The 16,321-nt window shown below is 61.1% G+C and carries 16 protein-coding genes; 3 read left to right on the top strand and 13 right to left on the bottom strand.

Annotated elements, in window-relative coordinates:
* Positions 1-153: 153 nt before the first annotated feature.
* Positions 154-933 carry a LysR substrate-binding domain-containing protein gene (locus ACLHZ1_RS19585; protein ID WP_427263414.1) on the top strand — a complete coding sequence of 260 codons (780 nt, stop codon included), beginning with the start codon at positions 154-156 and terminating at the stop codon, positions 931-933.
* Between the two features lie 113 nt (positions 934-1,046).
* On the opposite strand, the gene ACLHZ1_RS19580 is transcribed toward ACLHZ1_RS19585, so the two are convergent.
* The 8 genes from ACLHZ1_RS19580 to ACLHZ1_RS19545 form a co-directional block, all read right to left on the bottom strand.
* A complete protein-coding gene (locus ACLHZ1_RS19580; RefSeq protein ID WP_427211200.1) occupies positions 1,047-1,898 on the bottom strand; it encodes an aldo/keto reductase in 852 nt (283 codons plus the stop codon).
* A gap of 128 nt (positions 1,899-2,026) precedes the next feature.
* A complete protein-coding gene (locus tag ACLHZ1_RS19575) occupies positions 2,027-3,088 on the bottom strand; it encodes an alpha/beta hydrolase (protein ID WP_049637340.1) in 1,062 nt (353 codons plus the stop codon).
* A 104-nt stretch (positions 3,089-3,192) separates the two neighbouring features.
* The gene (locus ACLHZ1_RS19570) at positions 3,193-3,780 is read right to left on the bottom strand and encodes a flavodoxin (RefSeq protein WP_427263413.1); all 588 of its coding nucleotides are present in this window, start codon (positions 3,778-3,780) and stop codon (positions 3,193-3,195) included.
* 30 nt (positions 3,781-3,810) lie between these two features.
* The gene (locus ACLHZ1_RS19565) at positions 3,811-4,572 is read right to left on the bottom strand and encodes a carboxymuconolactone decarboxylase family protein (RefSeq protein ID WP_427263412.1); all 762 of its coding nucleotides are present in this window, start codon (positions 4,570-4,572) and stop codon (positions 3,811-3,813) included.
* Positions 4,550-5,032, bottom strand: a complete 483-nt coding sequence (locus tag ACLHZ1_RS19560) for a (R)-mandelonitrile lyase (RefSeq protein WP_098984178.1) — start codon at positions 5,030-5,032, stop codon at positions 4,550-4,552. Before ACLHZ1_RS19560 ends, ACLHZ1_RS19565 begins: the two co-directional genes overlap by 23 nt.
* Positions 5,033-5,129: 97 nt before the next feature.
* Positions 5,130-6,578, bottom strand: a complete 1,449-nt coding sequence (locus ACLHZ1_RS19555) for a heavy metal sensor histidine kinase (protein WP_427263415.1) — start codon at positions 6,576-6,578, stop codon at positions 5,130-5,132.
* A 14-nt stretch (positions 6,579-6,592) separates the two neighbouring features.
* Positions 6,593-7,282: a heavy metal response regulator transcription factor gene (locus ACLHZ1_RS19550; RefSeq protein WP_427263411.1), complete on the bottom strand. Its 690-nt coding sequence runs from the start codon at positions 7,280-7,282 to the stop codon at positions 6,593-6,595.
* Positions 7,283-7,382: 100 nt separating this feature from the next.
* Entirely contained in the window at positions 7,383-8,573 is a 1,191-nt protein-coding gene (locus ACLHZ1_RS19545; RefSeq protein WP_427263410.1) for an aldo/keto reductase, read from the bottom strand.
* Positions 8,574-8,822: 249 nt separating this feature from the next.
* On the opposite strand from ACLHZ1_RS19545, the gene ACLHZ1_RS19540 reads away from it, so the two are divergent.
* Positions 8,823-9,875 (top strand): alpha/beta hydrolase, encoded by a 1,053-nt coding sequence (locus ACLHZ1_RS19540; protein WP_427263409.1) that lies wholly within the window; start codon positions 8,823-8,825, stop codon positions 9,873-9,875.
* A gap of 91 nt (positions 9,876-9,966) precedes the next feature.
* On the opposite strand, the gene ACLHZ1_RS19535 is transcribed toward ACLHZ1_RS19540, so the two are convergent.
* From ACLHZ1_RS19535 to ACLHZ1_RS19515, 5 genes are all read right to left on the bottom strand, one after another.
* Entirely contained in the window at positions 9,967-11,247 is a 1,281-nt protein-coding gene (locus ACLHZ1_RS19535) for a Bcr/CflA family multidrug efflux MFS transporter (protein WP_427263408.1), read from the bottom strand.
* 2 nt (positions 11,248-11,249) lie between these two features.
* Positions 11,250-11,720 (bottom strand): (R)-mandelonitrile lyase, encoded by a 471-nt coding sequence (locus ACLHZ1_RS19530; protein ID WP_427263407.1) that lies wholly within the window; start codon positions 11,718-11,720, stop codon positions 11,250-11,252.
* A gap of 27 nt (positions 11,721-11,747) precedes the next feature.
* Positions 11,748-12,776 carry an MBL fold metallo-hydrolase gene (locus ACLHZ1_RS19525; protein WP_427263406.1) on the bottom strand — a complete coding sequence of 343 codons (1,029 nt, stop codon included), beginning with the start codon at positions 12,774-12,776 and terminating at the stop codon, positions 11,748-11,750.
* A gap of 103 nt (positions 12,777-12,879) precedes the next feature.
* Positions 12,880-13,863 (bottom strand): aldo/keto reductase, encoded by a 984-nt coding sequence (locus ACLHZ1_RS19520; protein ID WP_049637352.1) that lies wholly within the window; start codon positions 13,861-13,863, stop codon positions 12,880-12,882.
* Between the two features lie 104 nt (positions 13,864-13,967).
* Positions 13,968-15,116: an iron-containing alcohol dehydrogenase gene (locus tag ACLHZ1_RS19515; RefSeq protein WP_427263405.1), complete on the bottom strand. Its 1,149-nt coding sequence runs from the start codon at positions 15,114-15,116 to the stop codon at positions 13,968-13,970.
* Between the two features lie 137 nt (positions 15,117-15,253).
* Between ACLHZ1_RS19515 and ACLHZ1_RS19510 the strand changes: the two genes are divergently transcribed.
* A complete protein-coding gene (locus ACLHZ1_RS19510; RefSeq protein WP_427263404.1) occupies positions 15,254-16,252 on the top strand; it encodes a LysR family transcriptional regulator in 999 nt (332 codons plus the stop codon).
* Positions 16,253-16,321: the final 69 nt, after the last annotated feature.

Raw genomic sequence — 16,321 nt, 5'->3', positions numbered from 1 at the left:
GACGGCGCTTACTGCTGAATTCACTGTCGGCGAAGGTAAGTTGATGACTCATGATGAACCCTGTTCCATGGCTCCAGATGACAAACATGATCTCATATCAGGGACTTGTTCGCACCTTCCCTAGGGGTATCCCAGTCCGCGTTGAGCCACGCCATGAGGGGGCTGGAGGAGCGACTGGGCATTCGGCTGTTGACCCGGACCACGCGCAGCGTCTCCCCCACCCTGGCAGGCGAGCGGCTGCTCGAGCGCCTGCAGCCGCATTTTGAGGGGATCGAGGATGAGCTCTCGGCGCTCAATGAGCTCAAGGACAAGCCCGCAGGCTTGATCCGTATCACTACCGCCGAGCATGCGGCAGATACCTTCCTGTGGCCGCGCATATCGCCACTGCTCAAGGAGTACCCGGACATTCAGGTAGAAATCGATATCAACTACGGACTGACCAACATAGTCGAGCAGAAATTTGTTGCGGGGATCCGGTTGGGGGAACAGGTGGAGAAAGACATGATTGCGGTGCGTATCAGCCAGGATATGCAGATAGTCGTGGTGGCCTCCCCCGACTATCTCTCCCGCAACCCGGCCCCGCACACCATTCAAGATTTGGCGGATCATCAATGCATCGGCCTGAGGCTGCCCACCTATGACAACCTGATGCTGTGGGAGTTTGAGCAAGATGGTCAACCCATCAAGGCCCATGTACAGGGTCAGTGCATCTTCAACACAGGCACGCCCATACTGCGCGCCGCGCTGGCAGGTCACGGCCTGGCTTATCTGCCTTCAGACATGGCTGAACCCCATCTGGCCACTGGGGCGCTGATCTCGGTACTGGCCCCCTATTGCCCACGTTTCCCCGGGTATCACCTCTACTACCCCAGCCGACGCCAGAACTCTCCCGCCTTTCGGCTGTTCCTGGACGCCGTGCGCTTGCGGGCATGATGCCTCCCCTCTCCCACCGTGGGCACTGTGTTCCCTCAGCAGGAAAAACGCTTGGCGGCGAACCGCGCCACCAAGCGTCTGTCATCTCCCGACGCCATTGCTGATTGCCATTGTCAGACGTCGAGCTTGCGCTGAGTCAACCATTCCACCATGGCGGGGTCGCGGTGAGAGAAGAAGGCGCTGGTCGCCGTATCCAGCGCGGCTATCTGCACCATCTCATCCTGACTGAGCTCGAAGTCGAGGATGTCGAGGTTTTCCTTCATCCTCTCCTTGTGCACCGACTTGGCCAGCGACGCTATGCCACGCTGGAAGATCCAGCGCAGCACGACTTGCCCCACGCTCTTCCCCCGTTTCGCGCCGATGGCGGTCAGCACCGGGTGCTGGAACAGACCATTTCTGCCCTCTGCGAAGGGGGCCCACGCCTGTGGCTGTATCTGTCGACTCTGCATCCAGGGTGCGGCATGCAGTTGCTGATTGAAGGGGTTCACCTCTATCTGGTTGACGGCAGGCACCACCTTGTTGAACGCCATGAGATCCGCCAGCCGATCCGGCTGGAAGTTGCTGACGCCGATTGCCCGGATCTTGCCGGCTTGCAGCAACTCCTCCATCGCCCGCCAGGCGCCGTGGACATCCCCGTAGGGCTGATGGATGAGATAGAGATCCACATAATCAAGCTGCAGACGATTCAAGGAGCGCTCGAACTGCGCCTTGGCTCCCTCGTAGCTGGCGTCTTGCAACCAGAGCTTGGTGGTGACAAAGAGTTCGTTGCGCACGATGCCGCTCTGCCTGATCCCGTTCCCGACCTGGGTCTCATTCTGATAGGAGGCGGCGGTATCGATCAGCCGATAGCCGGTGTCGATGGCCTCGATGACGGCACGCTCGCACTCTGCCGCGTCTGTCATCTGAAAGACACCAAAGCCCAGCAGGGGCATCTCTATACCGTTATTGAGTCTGACTGTGTGCATGACTATATCCTTCCAACAATGTGTGCCCAGCATAACGCAAGGGGATTGACGAGATTAGACCCGGGATCTTGCTAGGGTTTATTAGCAATATTCATGAATCGCGTCATCACCCTTGCTATCTCCCGTGGTTATTGCAGACCTTTCTCTTTCAGGAACTGGCTCACCAGATCGGCGATCTGCACATTGTTCAGATCGGAGAAGGGGAAGTGGGTGTTGCCCTTGATGCCGATTTCGGGCAGATGAACCACAGTGACATCCCCTCCTTGCTGGTTGACCAGATCCCGCCATTGGCGGGCCATCGCCAGCCGTACTCGCCAGCTGTCCTGGGCGGGCATGGCAGTCGGTTTGTCTGGGATGTTGTCGCCATACAGGATCAGCACCGGGATCTTGGTCAGGCTCATGAACTGCGCCATTGTCACCGGCTCCCCCTTCAGGGTATCGAACGCACTCGGCATAGGGGCTGGCAACGCCTGCTCAGGGAAGACAAAGCCACTGCCTGGTTCGAACGCGACTATGGCCTTCACCTTGTTGCTTTTTATGGCGGTATGCCAGCCAGGTCCGCCCCCCTGAGAGTGGGTGAACAGGATGGCCGGACCACTCTTGTCCACCACAGCCGCCATGGCATCGGCGATGACATTGACATCAAAGGGCCCTGTGTTGGGTGTCATCTGGCGGAAATACTGGTTCAGCACCGCTTGATCCTGAGAAAACTGGACGTCTTTGAAATAATCCGGCCAGACGCCAAGACGGAACTGATTGAACCACAACTGCTCATCCGGCTTGGGGGCCACTGTCCCCTCTACCGTGCTGCGACCCGCGCTGCCTCTACGGGGTTGATCGACCAGATAGGTCGCAAACCCCCGGCGCAGGAACAGGGTCTGGAAACCTTCCCGGCCATCCGGCGTGGTCTGCCAGGTACGGGAAGACTGACCCGCGCCGTGAAGCATGACGATCGGATATTTGTGCGGGTTGGACGGGATCTGATAGAAGACGCTGGCGTGATCCCCATGGTAGGTCTGACCGGCAGGCTCCAGTGGTTTCTTGGGGTCGAAGGTGCCGGGTGCGGTGACGACGGAGCCGCCCGCAGCAAAACTGCCTTGCTCCTGGAGAGCAAGGTGTTCGGCATGAGCGGACGCTACCAGCGCCCCCGCCAGCATACAGAACAGCAACGATTTACAGCGTCTCTTCATGGTTGTATTCCCTTGTTTGGCATCAAGCCTCAATCTTGTTTATCTAATGAACGTCACCTGTCGCCATCACGACGATGACCTGTCTGCCTCGCCCAATGATGAGATCAGGTCCCTCTGGCCTCCAGCCACCGGGCTACTGTCTCGGTCGTTCGCCTCTCCTGATCGCACTCCATGATCAGTGGTGCATCTCGCCGGGCACCTGACGCCAGTCTGGCGAGTACCGCCTCGCTATCCCCAATGCCATAGCCACCGTGGGTGATGAAAGGAACCAGCCGCTTACCCGCCAGATCATGGCCGCTCAGGAAGGTCTTGACCACGGGGGGAACCGTCATCCCCCAGACGGGAAAGCCGACATAAAGGGTGTGATAGCCCGCCATGGTGGCGGACTGTTTCAGCGCGGGAGTCAGCCCAAGATCCCGCTCACGCTGCGCCTGCGCGACGGTCTGGAAGTAATCCGCCGGATACGGGCTCGCTGGCGCTATCTCGAACAGATCGGCTTGCAGCGTGCGCTGGATCACCCCCGCGATCACGCGCGTATTGCCGCTTCGGGAGAAATAGGCGACCAGGATACTGCCGTTGGGTTGTCGCGCCTCCGCGCTGGCGATGGCCTGCCCCAGGGGAAGGTTCACCAGCGTCAAGCCCGGCAGCGCCGCCAGCAGCTTCCTTCGAGTGGGATCATGGTGATCTGACATGCTGCCTGCTCCTTGGTGACGTCCACTGCCCTATTTGGTCGCGGTCAGCGCCTGCTGCAGTGCCTTCTCTGCCCGGGTGGCGGCATCGACCTCGCCTTGTTCGCGCAGCAGTTGCACCACCTGATGCAGTTGATCTGCACTCAGGCCGACCCGTTGGCTGGCACGCATATGGGACAGCAACTGAGCCTCCACCCCTGGCATGGAAGCCAATGCCCCCACCGTCGCCAGTTCACGGCTCTGCCAGTCCAGGTTGTCGCGAGCGAAAATATCGCCAAACAGGTGCGTCTGCAGGTACTGGTTGATCACTGGGGCAAACTCAAAGAGCGGACCCTGTACCGGTGCCCCCGAGATCTTGGTCTGGTTGGCGGTCCCCACTCGGCGCAGTTCATCACCGACCGGGATGGGGGTGACGGGCTCTTTCCCCAGAGGATCGCTGATGCCCCGAGCCTTGCGGGCCTCGACAACCTTCATCAACTCATTCAAGGCATTCAGACTGCGAGGAAAACCGGCATAAGCATAGAGCTGAACGAGCACCTCCTTGGCTTCATTCACCGTCAACCCCGCATCCAGACCCCGATTGAGGGCATCTCGTAGCTTCTCCATGTTGCTGGTCGCCATCGCCGAGGCGATCAAGGGAATGGCCTGTTGGCGCGTGGTCAGGGTATCGGTCACTGACCCTTGCTGGCTCACCTGGGTGGCGCCCTCATTGGCGGCCACCCCGTAGGGCAGGCCAGTGCCAAGGAGCAGCAGCGCCGCTGCCGTGATGGCCTTAATGTGCCTGGTATTGTTCATCTGTCACCTTCTCCATCCATTCAACACTCTTGCCGTCCACATTGCCGGTCACCGCCAGATGCGTCATCGCACTGCCGGGGGTGGCACCATGCCAATGCTTGACCCCGGGTGGGCAGGAGACGACGTCTCCGGGACGGATGATCTGCACAGGTTGACCCTCCCGCTGGGTCAACCCGACCCCCGAGGTCACAATGAGCCGCTGCCCTGCCGGGTGCCTGTGCCAGGCCGAGCGCGCCCCGGGCTCGAAGGTGACGTAAGCACCCGATACCGGGATAGCCTGGTCGGCCGTGAAAAGCGGATCGACCCGGACCCGGCCGGTAAAGTTGTCCGCCGAACCGTACACCGCCGCCTGGCTGCCCGCGACGACGATGCCGGTGGCTGCACCTTGTTGCTCCGCCGCGATGGCGACGCAACTCATAAGAGGCAGCAGCAGACCGAAATAACGCATTTTTCCTGACATGAAACGAGGTCCCTTTAGTGAGTGAGCTTGGGGTTAAACCACTGCCATGCTAGCAAGCACGAGATGTCGTCAGGCTGACCTCAAGCTGACGTTCCTGTCAGGATAGACCGGGCATGGAGGGTGCCAATCGTTTCTCCAGCGCGGGATCTGATTCATGAGTCCGCCCCCTCTGTGCGGACAGTGCAAAAGTGAGCCCAAAGGTATTGACCCCGTCCTCGCTCTGGGCGAATACCTCTCCCCGGTGCATGATCGCCACCGCCCGGACAATAGACAGCCCCAGGCCATGATGGGTGTCGCTGCGGGCCCTGGCTGAGTCAACCCGGTAAAAACGTTCAAACAGGCGAGACAGATGGGCAGGCGCAATGGGATCACCGGGGTTTGAGACAGCGACACAGGCCTGCTCCTCGCGCTGGCTCAGTCTGACTGTGATGGTTCCTTGGGGCGGTGAGTGCCTTGCCGCATTCTCCAGTAAATTGGCGAGTGAACGATGGAACAGACGCCGGTCGATATGAGCGATCACATCCCCTTCCAACTGCAATGAGAGCCGCTTTTCAGCGAGGGAGGGCTCGACATACTCCACCGTCTTGAGGGTCTCTTCCCGCAGCGAAACCCGCTCTAATTGGGAGGCATGCTCCCCCGCATGGGCATGGGACAAAAACAGCATGTCATTGACGATGGAAGCCATCCGCTCCAGTTCCTCCAGATTGGAGCCGAGCAAGTCGACCAGCTCCTCCGGCGAACGCCTGCGGGATAACCCCAGCTGGGTCTGGCCAATCAGATTAGTGAGAGGGGTCCGCAGCTCATGGGCCACATCGGCATTGAAGCTCTCGAGTTGCCGCCATGCCACCTCCTGACGTGCCAAGACCCCGTTGAACGAGGAGGCCAACTGCTGCAGCTCCTCGGGCAAGGCGTCTGTGTCCAGCCGCTGACCATGGTCTCCCGGCGCCAGTCGATGGGCCTGCTGACTCAAGGCCCCCACAGGGCGCAGACCAATCCGGGCAACGACATACCCCAGCAAGGCAACCATCAGCACGCCAAGGACAGTGATGATCAGCAGCGTGCGGGTAAATGCGTCCAGTGTGCTCATATAGGGAGTCGAGTCGATGGACACCACATAACGCAGCTCGGGTCTTTCCCCATTGGCGGGAATGGTCTTCACCAACAGGAAGAGCGAGCAGGCCTCCTCGGAGGCGCCGGGCAATTTGTTGAACCCTTCCTTGAGAGCGTCCCAGGCTACCCCTGATGGCGGTATGCCTCCCACACTGAAGCGGGGATCGTCGCTGACAATCCAATAGTGAACACGGTTCCCCTCGGAGCTGGCTAGATTAGTGAACTTGCTGGCGAGCACTGACCACCCTTCGCTGGAGGTGCGGGCACTGATCCAGGGGCTCATTAAGGATTCACGAAACGACAGCTCGTTGTGCATCTGCTTTTGCAAGGAGTCATGGAGCGAACTCCTCAGCAGCAGACCGGATACCGAGACGATCAGGACGGCACTCAGGGCAAACATCAGCGCCAGGTGTCCGGAGATGGAGCGTGTGAACATCTTGTTTCCTCCCCTCAAGGGTGCAGGTCCGGCCTGACTTCGAGCACATAGCCCATGCCGCGCACCGTGTGCAGCAGCTTGACCTCGAAAGGCGCATCTATCTTGGCACGCAGCCGTTTTATCGCGACTTCCACGACGTTGGCATCACTGTCAAAATTCATATCCCAGACCTGCTCAGCAATCATCATCTTCGATAGGATCTCCCCCTGATGGCGAGCCAGCAGACTGAGCAGGGAAAACTCCTTGGCGGTGAGTTCCAGCCGATTACCGGCGCGCGACACCCGACGCGCCAGCAGATCCAGGTGCATATCGTGGATCTGCAGTTGGGTGATGTCTGCCCCATCGACCCCGCGACGGCGCACCAGGGCCTGAATACGGGCAACCAGCTCAATGAGCGAGAAAGGTTTGGGCAGATAGTCATCGGCCCCCAGACGCAGCCCCTTGACCCGCTCGTCCACTGATCCGCGCGCTGAGAGCATCAGCACCGGTGTCTGCTTGATCGCGCGAAGCCCCTCCAGCACCCGATAGCCATCCATGCCAGGCAACATCACATCCAGAATAATGGCGTCATACTCGTACTCCAGCGCAAAATGGAGCCCTTCGGGCCCCTCAGCGGAGACATCGACCATGAAGCCCGACTCTCCCAATGCGCGACAAAGATATGACGAGGTCTTCTCTTCGTCCTCTACCAACAACAGACGCATGGCATCCACTTCCTTATATCCAGGGCTCGCGCTCATGGCAGGGATGAACAGGGTGCCGACGGGGCACTACCTCCATTCATCCCCGCCATCGGCCAGCAAGTCAGCGCTTCAGCGGGGCTTCCACATCGGAATAGGCCTGCACCGCGTCCGGCAGACGCTGTCCCTTGATGACCATGGCATCCAGGGATAGGGTGAGCTCCGTCATCTCGGCAGCGCTCAGCTGGATCGCCGCTGCCGACGTATTTTGCAGCATATGGTCCATGTTAGTGGTGCCCGGGATAGGCACAATCCAAGGTTTCCTGGCCAGCAACCAGGCCAGCGCTATCTGTCCGGGCGTCGCACTCTTGCGTTCAGCCCAGGTTTTCAGTACGGCCACGAGCCCAAGGTTATGCTCCAGATTTTCTGGCGCGAAGCGCGATTCCGTCCCCCGGAAATCGCCGGGGGCAAAGCGGGTATTCTTGTCGATCCAGCCGGTCAGGAACTGCACCCCCAACGGGCTCCACGGCACAAACCCTATCCCCAACGCTTCGCAGGTCGGCAGCACAGACTGTTCCGGCCCCCGCCATAACATCGAATACTCACTCTGAACCGCCGTGACGGGGAGCGCTGCGTGGGCGCGTTTCAAGGTGTTGATCCCCATTTCAGACAGGCCCCAGTGCAACACCTTCCCTTGATCCATCAGATCTTTCACCGCACCGGCAACATCCTCGATAGGCACGAGGGGATCGACCCTGTGCTGATAGAGCAGATCGATACGATCCGTGCGCAGGCGCTTGAGCATTCCCTCGACGACTTGCTTGATGTGCTCGGGCCGACTGTTGAGCCCAGGACGCCGCTCACCTGTCTGTTGATCGATGTTCCAGCCAAACTTGGTGGCGATGACGATCTTGTCTCTGAAGGGCGCCACGGCCTCACCCAGGATCCGTTCCACCTCGAAGGGACCATAGGCCTCGGCGGCATCAAAGAACGTCACCCCCTGATCAAAGGCCCTGCGCACTATGTTGACCATTTCGGGGCGCCAGGGAACTGAGGTGTCATATTTGCGGCTCATGTTCTGCACCCCCAACCCGATGGCCGAGACGTCAAGCCCGCCCAGCTTGCGCCTTCCTGGCCCGGCAACGGGCTGGCCCTGCGGACCTGCGATGCCTCCATGGGACTGTGGGGATGACTGCGCCCCGTTGACTTGGGGGATCAGCGAGGCCGCGGCCATGCCGGCCCCCGCGATCAGCAACTTGCGTCGCGCCGGCATCGCGGGCGAATCGGGCGTAAACACTGCTGGTTTGCTCTCCATAAGAGACTCCTTTTATGACCAGACGGGTGACGAATACCACTTCGTATTGCCACATCCTATTGATTCGTTACCAACATTCCCCTGACAGAAAGCTGACAGCCGTGTCAGAAATCCAGGCCAAGTACCCACCTGGCTGACAGCATTGTCATTTCCCCGTCATGGGGCTGACAGCCCCCTCCCCTTACCCTTGTCCGGCAATATCCACCGCGTGCCTCTGGAGCCAGGCCGCTCTTACCCTCGGGAGTCCAAATGAAAAAGACCTTTCTCAATGCCATGGTGCTGACGGCGCTGGCAGGCTTTGCCGCCACCGCCCAGGCCGCCGATCACAGACAAAATCCGTTTACCCTGGCCTATGAAGGGGCCATCACCGAAAACATCAAGGGCAGGGTCAACCTCCACCCGGTGAAATATGACCTGCATGGCATCCAGATAGCCGCGAATGTCTATACCCCTGCCGACTATGATCCCGCCAAAACCTACCCGGCCGTGGTCGTTGCCCACCCCAACGGGGGGGTCAAGGAGCAGGTCGCGGGCCTCTATGCCCAGCGCCTGGCAGAGCAAGGCTACATCGCCATCACGGCGGACGCCGCCTACCAGGGGGCCAGCGGAGGCATGCCCCGCAGCGTCGATAAACCGGCAAACCGCATCGAGGACATTCACGGCATGGCGGATTACCTCGGCCAATACCCCGGCGTTGACAAGGAACGCATCGGCCTGCTTGGCATTTGCGGTGGCGGCGGTTATTCGTTGAAAGCGGCCCAGACCGACAAGCGCTTCAAGGCCCTGGCGACCCTCAGCATGTTTGACTCCGGGCTGGTGCGTCGCAACGGATATCAGGACTCTCAACTCGCCACCGTGCAGGAGCGCCTGAAGCAGGCCACCGATGCCCGCACCAGAGAAGTCACCACGGGTGAGGTGAGCTACTCCGGCGATGCCAACCTGACCGACGAACAGATAGCCAAGCTGCCGTTCGAGCTGTACCGCCAAGGCTACGAGTACTACTGGAAGACCCATGCCCATCCCAATTCGACGTTCCGCTACACCACCAGTAGCCTGCTCGACCTGATGAACTTTGATGCCCAGAGCAACATGGAGCTCATCAATCAACCGCTGCTGATGATGGCGGGAACCAAGGCGGACTCACGCTACATGACGGAAAGCGCCTTCAAGAAAGCCACCGGCACCGCCAATAAAGAGCTGTTCCTCATCGAGGGTGCGACGCACATTGAAACCTACTGGGTGCCTCGCTACGTGGATCAGGCGATGAGCCGGATCGATGCCTTCTTCGACAAGAACATCTGACGATCCCCCCATAGCCCCGGCCAGTGCCTTCACGGCACTGACCGGGGCTTTTCATCTCTGTTGCTCCTCATGGCGTCATCACCAAGCGCCCTTATCGCACCGGCTCGGGTTGCGACATCGGCTCGCAAGACACCTCGGGCTCGGTTCGTCGCCACAGTGCAAAGACGAGGCAACCCACTCCCCCGACAGCCACTATCCAGCCCATGGTCCAGGGGGTGCCATCGGTGCACCAGCCGAGCAGGGCCGCGCTGAACACCCCGCTGCCGTAGTGCATGGCGCCGACCAGGGAAGAGGCCGCGCCCGCCTGCTTCGGGAAGAGCGCCAGGGCGCTGGCCACCGAGTTGGCGACGATGAAGCCACTGACCGACATGTAGCAGAAGATGGGCACGGCTAACCCGGCGACCCCACCCAGTCCCCACCAGGCATCGAGGGCCAGCCAGAGAGCGGAGGCGGCGGCAGCCCAGGCGCCATAACGAAACAGGCGCTCGGACCCCCACTTCGCCACCAGGCGCGTGTTGACGAAATTCAGCACCATCAGCCCCAGGATATTGGCGCCAAAGAGCAAGCCATAGGCCTGCGCCGACACCTGGTAGTAATCGACGTAGGCAAACGGCGTCCCGGCGATAAAGGCATAGCAACCGCCGTAGTAAAAGCCGCCGGCCAGGGCAAAGCGCAGCAACCGTCTGTCCATCGCCAGGGCGGCATAATCTTTCATTGTCACGGCCAGAGACGCCTGGCTTCGGCGCGCCGGTGCCAGGGTTTCGGGCAGGTAGCGCATGGCGATCAGGGCCACGACGCCCATGATGGCCAGCACCCAGAAGATCCCCCGCCAGGACCAGTACAGCAGCTGTTGTCCCCCGAGCAACGGCCCGAGCAGGGGCGCGACCGCCATCATCAGGATCAGGGTCGACAGCATCTGGGCCGCCCGCTCCCTGGCATAGAGATCACGGACCATGGCCCTGGCCAGCACGGGACCGGCGCAAGCCCCAAGAGCCTGAATGACGCGCCACACCAGCATCTGAGGGGCGGTCTCGGCCAGAGCACAACCCACCGAGCCCAGGATGAAGAGTCCGATACCGAGCATGATGGGCAAGCGCCGGCCATAGCGATCGCTCGCCGGTCCCCAGAACAGCTGGCCCAGGCTGAAACCGATCAGAAAGGTCGAGATGGTCAGCTCGATCTGGGTCATGTCTGTGTTCAAGTCATGGACCAGCTGCGGCAACGCCGGCAGGTACATGTCGGTGGAGATAGAGGCAAACGACATCAAGGCGCTCAGGATAATCAGGATCCTGAGTTCCTGGGCATGAGCGCGTTCGGGCTGGCTACCAAGGTGTGCGGCTCCGGCTGCGGGCTGACTGTTATTCCCCCGCATGCTCAATTCCGGCCCCCGGCGACGGAGGTGCGATAATCACGCTCGCTCACCTGCGCAAGCCAGGTCACCACCTGGCCATCCTGCCGTTCAGCCAGCGCCAGGTGGGTCATGGGAGTATCTGGTGCCGCACCATGCCAGTGCTTCACGCCAGCCGGGATCCAGACCAGATCCCCTGGCCGGATCGCCTGGACAGGGCCTTCTGCCATCTGCACCCGCCCTAGCCCACTGACCACGTAGAGGGTCTGGCCCAAAGGATGGGTATGCCAGGCGGTGCGCGCCCCCGGCGTGAAGCTGACCAGGCCGCCAGAGATGGCGGCAGGCGCCGTGCCCTGATACAGCTGATCCACATAGACATCCCCGACGAAGAATTCGCTGGCACCCTGGGTTGCAGGCACCAGCCCCGGGGAAAATACCTGTATCGTCTGATCTTTTGCCTCAGCTTGGGCAAGCGTGGTTTCGGATATTGGGTTCATTGTCGACTCCTGTGCGTTAAAAATGTGTCAATCGCGCCACCAGGCGCTGCCCTCATGAGGGATCAGCACGTTCAGGGGCTCCCCCATCACCGGGGTGGTCAATGGGATCTGCTGCTCGGCGGCCAGACGGACAATCTGCTCGAGCGGGTCATCCCACCCATGCATGGCCAGATCGAAGGTGCCGTTGTGGATCGGATAGAGCCACTGCCCGCGCAAATCGTGAAACGCCTGCGCCGTCTGCGCCGGCAACATGTGCACGTACTCCCAGCGCTTGTCGTAGGCCCCGGTCTCGAGGAAGGTCACGTCGAACGGGCCGAAACGCTTGCCGATCTCCTTGAAGCCATCGAAGTAACCGCTGTCACCGCTGAAGAAGAGATTGGCTCCCTCCCCGCGAATGACCCAGGAGGCCCACAGGGTCTGATTGCCATCCCCAAGGCCACGGCCGGAGAAGTGCTGGGCCGGGGTGGCGATCAGCTCAATGCCGCCGACCCGGGCCTTCTGCCACCAATCCAGCTCCCTGACCTTGTGCCGGGGGACACCCCAGGCAACCAGGCGCGCCCCCACGCCGAGCGGCGTGATGAAGTGGCTGACCTTCTCTTCCAACGCCAGGATGGCGTCATGGTCGAGGTGGTCGTAGTGATCATGGGAGAGGATCACCGCCTCTATGGGGGGCAGCGCATCCAGGGTGATAGGCGGTGCGTGCCAGCGCTTGGGGCCAAACCATTGCACCGGCGAGGCGCGCTCGCTGAACACGGGGTCCGTCAGCCAGAACTTGCCCTGCAACTTGAACAGCAGACTGGAGTGGCCGAGGCGCCACACACTGTTGTCCGGGGCGGCTATCAGCCCTTCACGGCTCATGGCCTGCACCGGGATAGCGCGATCCGGCACAGTGCCATCAGGCTTGGCGAACAGAAAATCCCACCAGAGCCGTACCCCTTCCCAGGTGCTGCGCTGCGGCAATGCTACGACATTGCTGAATTGACCCGCCTGATACTGGGAAGAGTCAGGGTGTGCGGGCAGGCCCGGTTTCAATACATAGGAAAAGATGCCTGCCATCACGGCTCCTGTTAGCAACCAGACAGAGCGCCGGCCCCTTGGGACGGCGCGAGAGAGTACAGAGGGGTTCTGCATTCATGAGACTCCTGTTGACGATCCGGCCTTAGCGACCCACGTTGTGCTGCAGGTGTGACGGATAGCGATCCCCCTCCACCTTGATCCCGACCAGGGCACGCTGGATGTCTCCCAGATCGGTGGCGCTCAGTGCCACCCGAGCTGCGCCCAGGTTCTCCTCGAGCCGATGCAGCTTGGTGGTGCCGGGAATGGGGGCAATCCAGGGCTTTTGTGCCAGTAGCCAGGCGATCGCAATCTGGGCAGACGTCACCCCCTTGCTGGCCGCAAGGTCGCTCAATACCTCGACCAGATGTTGGTTGGCCTGGCGCGCTGCCTCGGTAAAACGTGGGACTATGTTGCGAAAATCCGCGTCATCGAAACGGGTATCGGCCTTGATGGCCCCGGTCAGGAAGCCCTTGCCGAGGGGGCTGAAAGGGACGAACCCGATACCCAACTCCTCCAGCAACGGCAGGATGGCCTGCTCCGGTTCGCGCCACCAGAGGGAGTATTCGCTCTGCAGCGCCGCCACCGGCTGCACGGCGTGGGCGCGACGAATGGAGTCGACACCGGCCTCGGACAGACCGAAGTGGCGCACCTTGCCCTCCTGGATAAGGTCTCGCACTGTGCCAGCCACCTCTTCCATGGGGACATCGGGATCGACCCGGTGCTGGTAGAAGAGATCGATCACATCGGTGTTGAGGCGGCGCAGCGACGCCTCCGCCACGGCGCGGATGGTGGCCGGGCGGCTGTCCAGCCCCTCCGATGTCTTGCCGTGCTTGAAACCGAACTTGGTGGCGATCACCACCTTGTCCCTGAACGGGGCCAGTGCCTCCCCCAGCAGCAGCTCGTTATCGCCTGGGCCATAAGCCTCGGCGGTATCGAAGAAGGTCACCCCCAGTTCATGGGCGCGGCGGATCAGGGTGATGGCCTGCCCCTTGTCCGTGGCCGGGCCATAGCCAAAGCTCAGCCCCATGCAGCCCAGACCGATGGCCGACACTGCCAGCCCGCTGTTACCCAAAGTACGTGTTTGCATGATGGATCCTTTTTCCTGGAAGGCGCTCTCCTTGGAGAGCGCCATGGTGTGATGGCTGGCGACGCGCGGTTCAGTCCTGACACAGGACCGGGAGGCACCGCCACTCACATGGCATTGCGAAGGATGGTGGCCAGCACGTCCTGGGTGTAGGTCTCGGCCAGGCCAAACCAGCGGGCGTTGCCCTTGAGGTTCTCCAGGATGGCGGGCAGGTCCGCCTCCGTGATGCCGAGCTGGGAGAGGCGGGTCGGCGTGCCAATCTTGTCGAACCATTTTTCAAGGGCGGCAATGCCTTCTTCGGCAGTGTTCAAGCCAAACAGCTGCTGGGCGAAGCGCTCGAACTGAGCCGAATTCTGGCCCTGGAACCACCTCATCCAGGCGGGCATCACCACCGATAGGCCGGCGCCATGGGGCACATTGAACAGGGCGGAGAGCGCGTGTTCGATCATGTGGTTGGGGTAGCCAAAACCCGAAGTCCCCGCATAGGTCAAGCCGTTCAATGCCAGGGTCGCAGCCCAGGCGAACTCGGCGCGGGCGTTGTAGTCGGCGGGATCCGCCAGCAACTGCTCAGTGGTCTCCAGCACGGTGGCGATGACGGACTCCACCAGGCGGGACTGAATTTTCGGCTGCACCTTGGCGGTGAAGTAGCCCTCGATGGAATGGGCGATGATGTCCGCCGCCGAGTAGACCAGATAGTCGCGGGAGACCGTCTGCATCAGCGCCGGATTGACAATGGAGACTTTCGGGAAGGTGTGCACCGAGTTGATGGCGAACTTCTCTTTGGTGTCATCGTTGGTCACCACGGCGCCGCTGTTCATCTCGCTGCCGGTGGCGGCCAGGGTCAGGATGGCAAACACCGGCAGCGCTGCCTCGATCTGCCCCTTGCCGACGAACAGATCCCAGACATCCCCTTGATATAAGGCCCCTGCGGCAATGGCCTTGGCGCTGTCGAGCACGGAGCCGCCGCCGACGCTCAGGATGGCGTCGACCCCCTGCTCCCGCGCCACTGCGATGGCATCACATACCTTGGAGATGAGCGGGTTGCTGACGATGCCGCCGCACGCCACGAACGGGATCCCCTGCTCGTTCAGACTGGCGCTCACGGTGGCGAAGAGGCCATCACCCTTGATCCGCTCGCTGCCATAGGCCAGCAGCACCTTCTTGATGCCGTGCTGGGCCAGGATCTCACCGATGAGGCGCTCCTTGCCGGTGCCGAACTCGATCCGGGTCGGGTTGTAAAAGCTGAAATTGTCCATCTTGCTCGTCTCTCTGTCTGGGTTCATGCCGGGAGGCTTGTCGATGAGCTGAACTATAAATGGGCAACAAACATCGAACTAGACGACAAATGGATGAATCAGTTACAACTAAATGATGTAAATCGACGAGAAAGACCATGATCAGCGAATTGAGATCCATCACCACCTTCGTGCGCACGGTGGAACTGGGCAGCCTCAGCAAGGCAGCCGAGGCCCAGCAGATCTCCCCTCAAGCCGCCAGCAAGGCACTGAGGCAACTGGAGACCTATCTCGGGGTGAGGCTGTTCCATCGCACCACCCGCAGCATGTCGTTGACCGAAGAGGGCCAGCGTTTTCTGGAGGCAGCCCAACCCGCCCTGCTTGGCCTGCAACAGGCGCTGTCAGCCGCGAGGCAGACCCGAGAAGCATTCGCCGGCCCACTGCGGATCGTGGGACCACGCTCGGTCGCGCAGATGATCATCGGCCCAGTGCTGGACGAGTACTGCCGGCTCTACCCCGAGGTCCAGCCGGATGTGCAGCTCGATGACCGTATCGGCAACTGGGTGGAGGAGCGCGTCGATGTGGGTTTGCGGATCGGCCTCTCGCCACAGGATGGGCTGATCGCACGCCGCCTGTTTCCCTTGCAGCTCATCATCTGCGCCTCTCCCACCTATCTGCGCAAACATGGGGTGCCGCAAACGCTGCACGATCTGGGCGTGCACCGCTGCAGCGTGTTTCGTCATGCCGGCACCGGCCACCTTATTCCCTGGCATGTAAAGCTTGGTGAGAGCGTGCAGGATCATCTCGTTCGCCCGGCGATCTCCACCAATGACGAGACGGTGGAGCTGGGCGCCGTGCTGGCGGGTGAAGTGATAGGCCAAATCGCCGGACCGACGGCGGCGGCGCACATTCGCGCTGGTCGCCTGGTTCCCCTGCTGCTCGACCACATGACAGACATGTACAGCCTGTTTCTCTACTACGGCAGCCGCGCGGCCCAGCCCGCCCGGGTACGCCGCTTCATCGATCTGGCAGTCGAGCGTCTCACCGACAGCCCGGAGTTCGTGCTCGGCGCCGAGGAGCTGCGCCTTGCTCATATCAACCTCAGAGATCCCCTCATTTTTAGAGACTCAAATAATTCCAAGTGTGCGGGTATATAAGCGGTGTTGCTTCAGGTAGTAGATAAATTTATCCATCAACAAGACCGCATTGGTTTCTTTCATTTTAGG

This window comes from Aeromonas sobria (assembly GCF_050266975.1).
Taxonomy (GTDB): domain Bacteria; phylum Pseudomonadota; class Gammaproteobacteria; order Enterobacterales; family Aeromonadaceae; genus Aeromonas; species Aeromonas sobria_B.
This window is presented reverse-complemented; position numbering and strand designations above follow the sequence as displayed.

Excerpts from the sequence above, each read along its gene's own strand:
- ACLHZ1_RS19555 (WP_427263415.1), bottom strand. The coding sequence starts at position 6,578 with ATGTTCACACGCTCCATCTCCGGACACCTGGCGCTGATGTTTGCCCTG.
- ACLHZ1_RS19570 (WP_427263413.1), bottom strand. The coding sequence starts at position 3,780 with ATGTCAGATCACCATGATCCCACTCGAAGGAAGCTGCTGGCGGCGCTG.
- ACLHZ1_RS19535 (WP_427263408.1), bottom strand. The coding sequence starts at position 11,247 with ATGCGGGGGAATAACAGTCAGCCCGCAGCCGGAGCCGCACACCTTGGT.
- ACLHZ1_RS19575 (WP_049637340.1), bottom strand. The coding sequence starts at position 3,088 with ATGAAGAGACGCTGTAAATCGTTGCTGTTCTGTATGCTGGCGGGGGCG.
- ACLHZ1_RS19510 (WP_427263404.1), top strand. The coding sequence starts at position 15,254 with ATGATCAGCGAATTGAGATCCATCACCACCTTCGTGCGCACGGTGGAA.
- ACLHZ1_RS19540 (WP_427263409.1), top strand. The coding sequence starts at position 8,823 with ATGAAAAAGACCTTTCTCAATGCCATGGTGCTGACGGCGCTGGCAGGC.
- ACLHZ1_RS19560 (WP_098984178.1), bottom strand. The coding sequence starts at position 5,032 with ATGTCAGGAAAAATGCGTTATTTCGGTCTGCTGCTGCCTCTTATGAGT.
- ACLHZ1_RS19530 (WP_427263407.1), bottom strand. The coding sequence starts at position 11,720 with ATGAACCCAATATCCGAAACCACGCTTGCCCAAGCTGAGGCAAAAGAT.
- ACLHZ1_RS19580 (WP_427211200.1), bottom strand. The coding sequence starts at position 1,898 with ATGCACACAGTCAGACTCAATAACGGTATAGAGATGCCCCTGCTGGGC.
- ACLHZ1_RS19550 (WP_427263411.1), bottom strand. The coding sequence starts at position 7,282 with ATGCGTCTGTTGTTGGTAGAGGACGAAGAGAAGACCTCGTCATATCTT.
- ACLHZ1_RS19565 (WP_427263412.1), bottom strand. The coding sequence starts at position 4,572 with ATGAACAATACCAGGCACATTAAGGCCATCACGGCAGCGGCGCTGCTG.
- ACLHZ1_RS19545 (WP_427263410.1), bottom strand. The coding sequence starts at position 8,573 with ATGGAGAGCAAACCAGCAGTGTTTACGCCCGATTCGCCCGCGATGCCG.
- ACLHZ1_RS19525 (WP_427263406.1), bottom strand. The coding sequence starts at position 12,776 with ATGGCAGGCATCTTTTCCTATGTATTGAAACCGGGCCTGCCCGCACAC.
- ACLHZ1_RS19520 (WP_049637352.1), bottom strand. The coding sequence starts at position 13,863 with ATGCAAACACGTACTTTGGGTAACAGCGGGCTGGCAGTGTCGGCCATC.
- ACLHZ1_RS19515 (WP_427263405.1), bottom strand. The coding sequence starts at position 15,116 with ATGGACAATTTCAGCTTTTACAACCCGACCCGGATCGAGTTCGGCACC.
- ACLHZ1_RS19585 (WP_427263414.1), top strand. The coding sequence starts at position 154 with ATGAGGGGGCTGGAGGAGCGACTGGGCATTCGGCTGTTGACCCGGACC.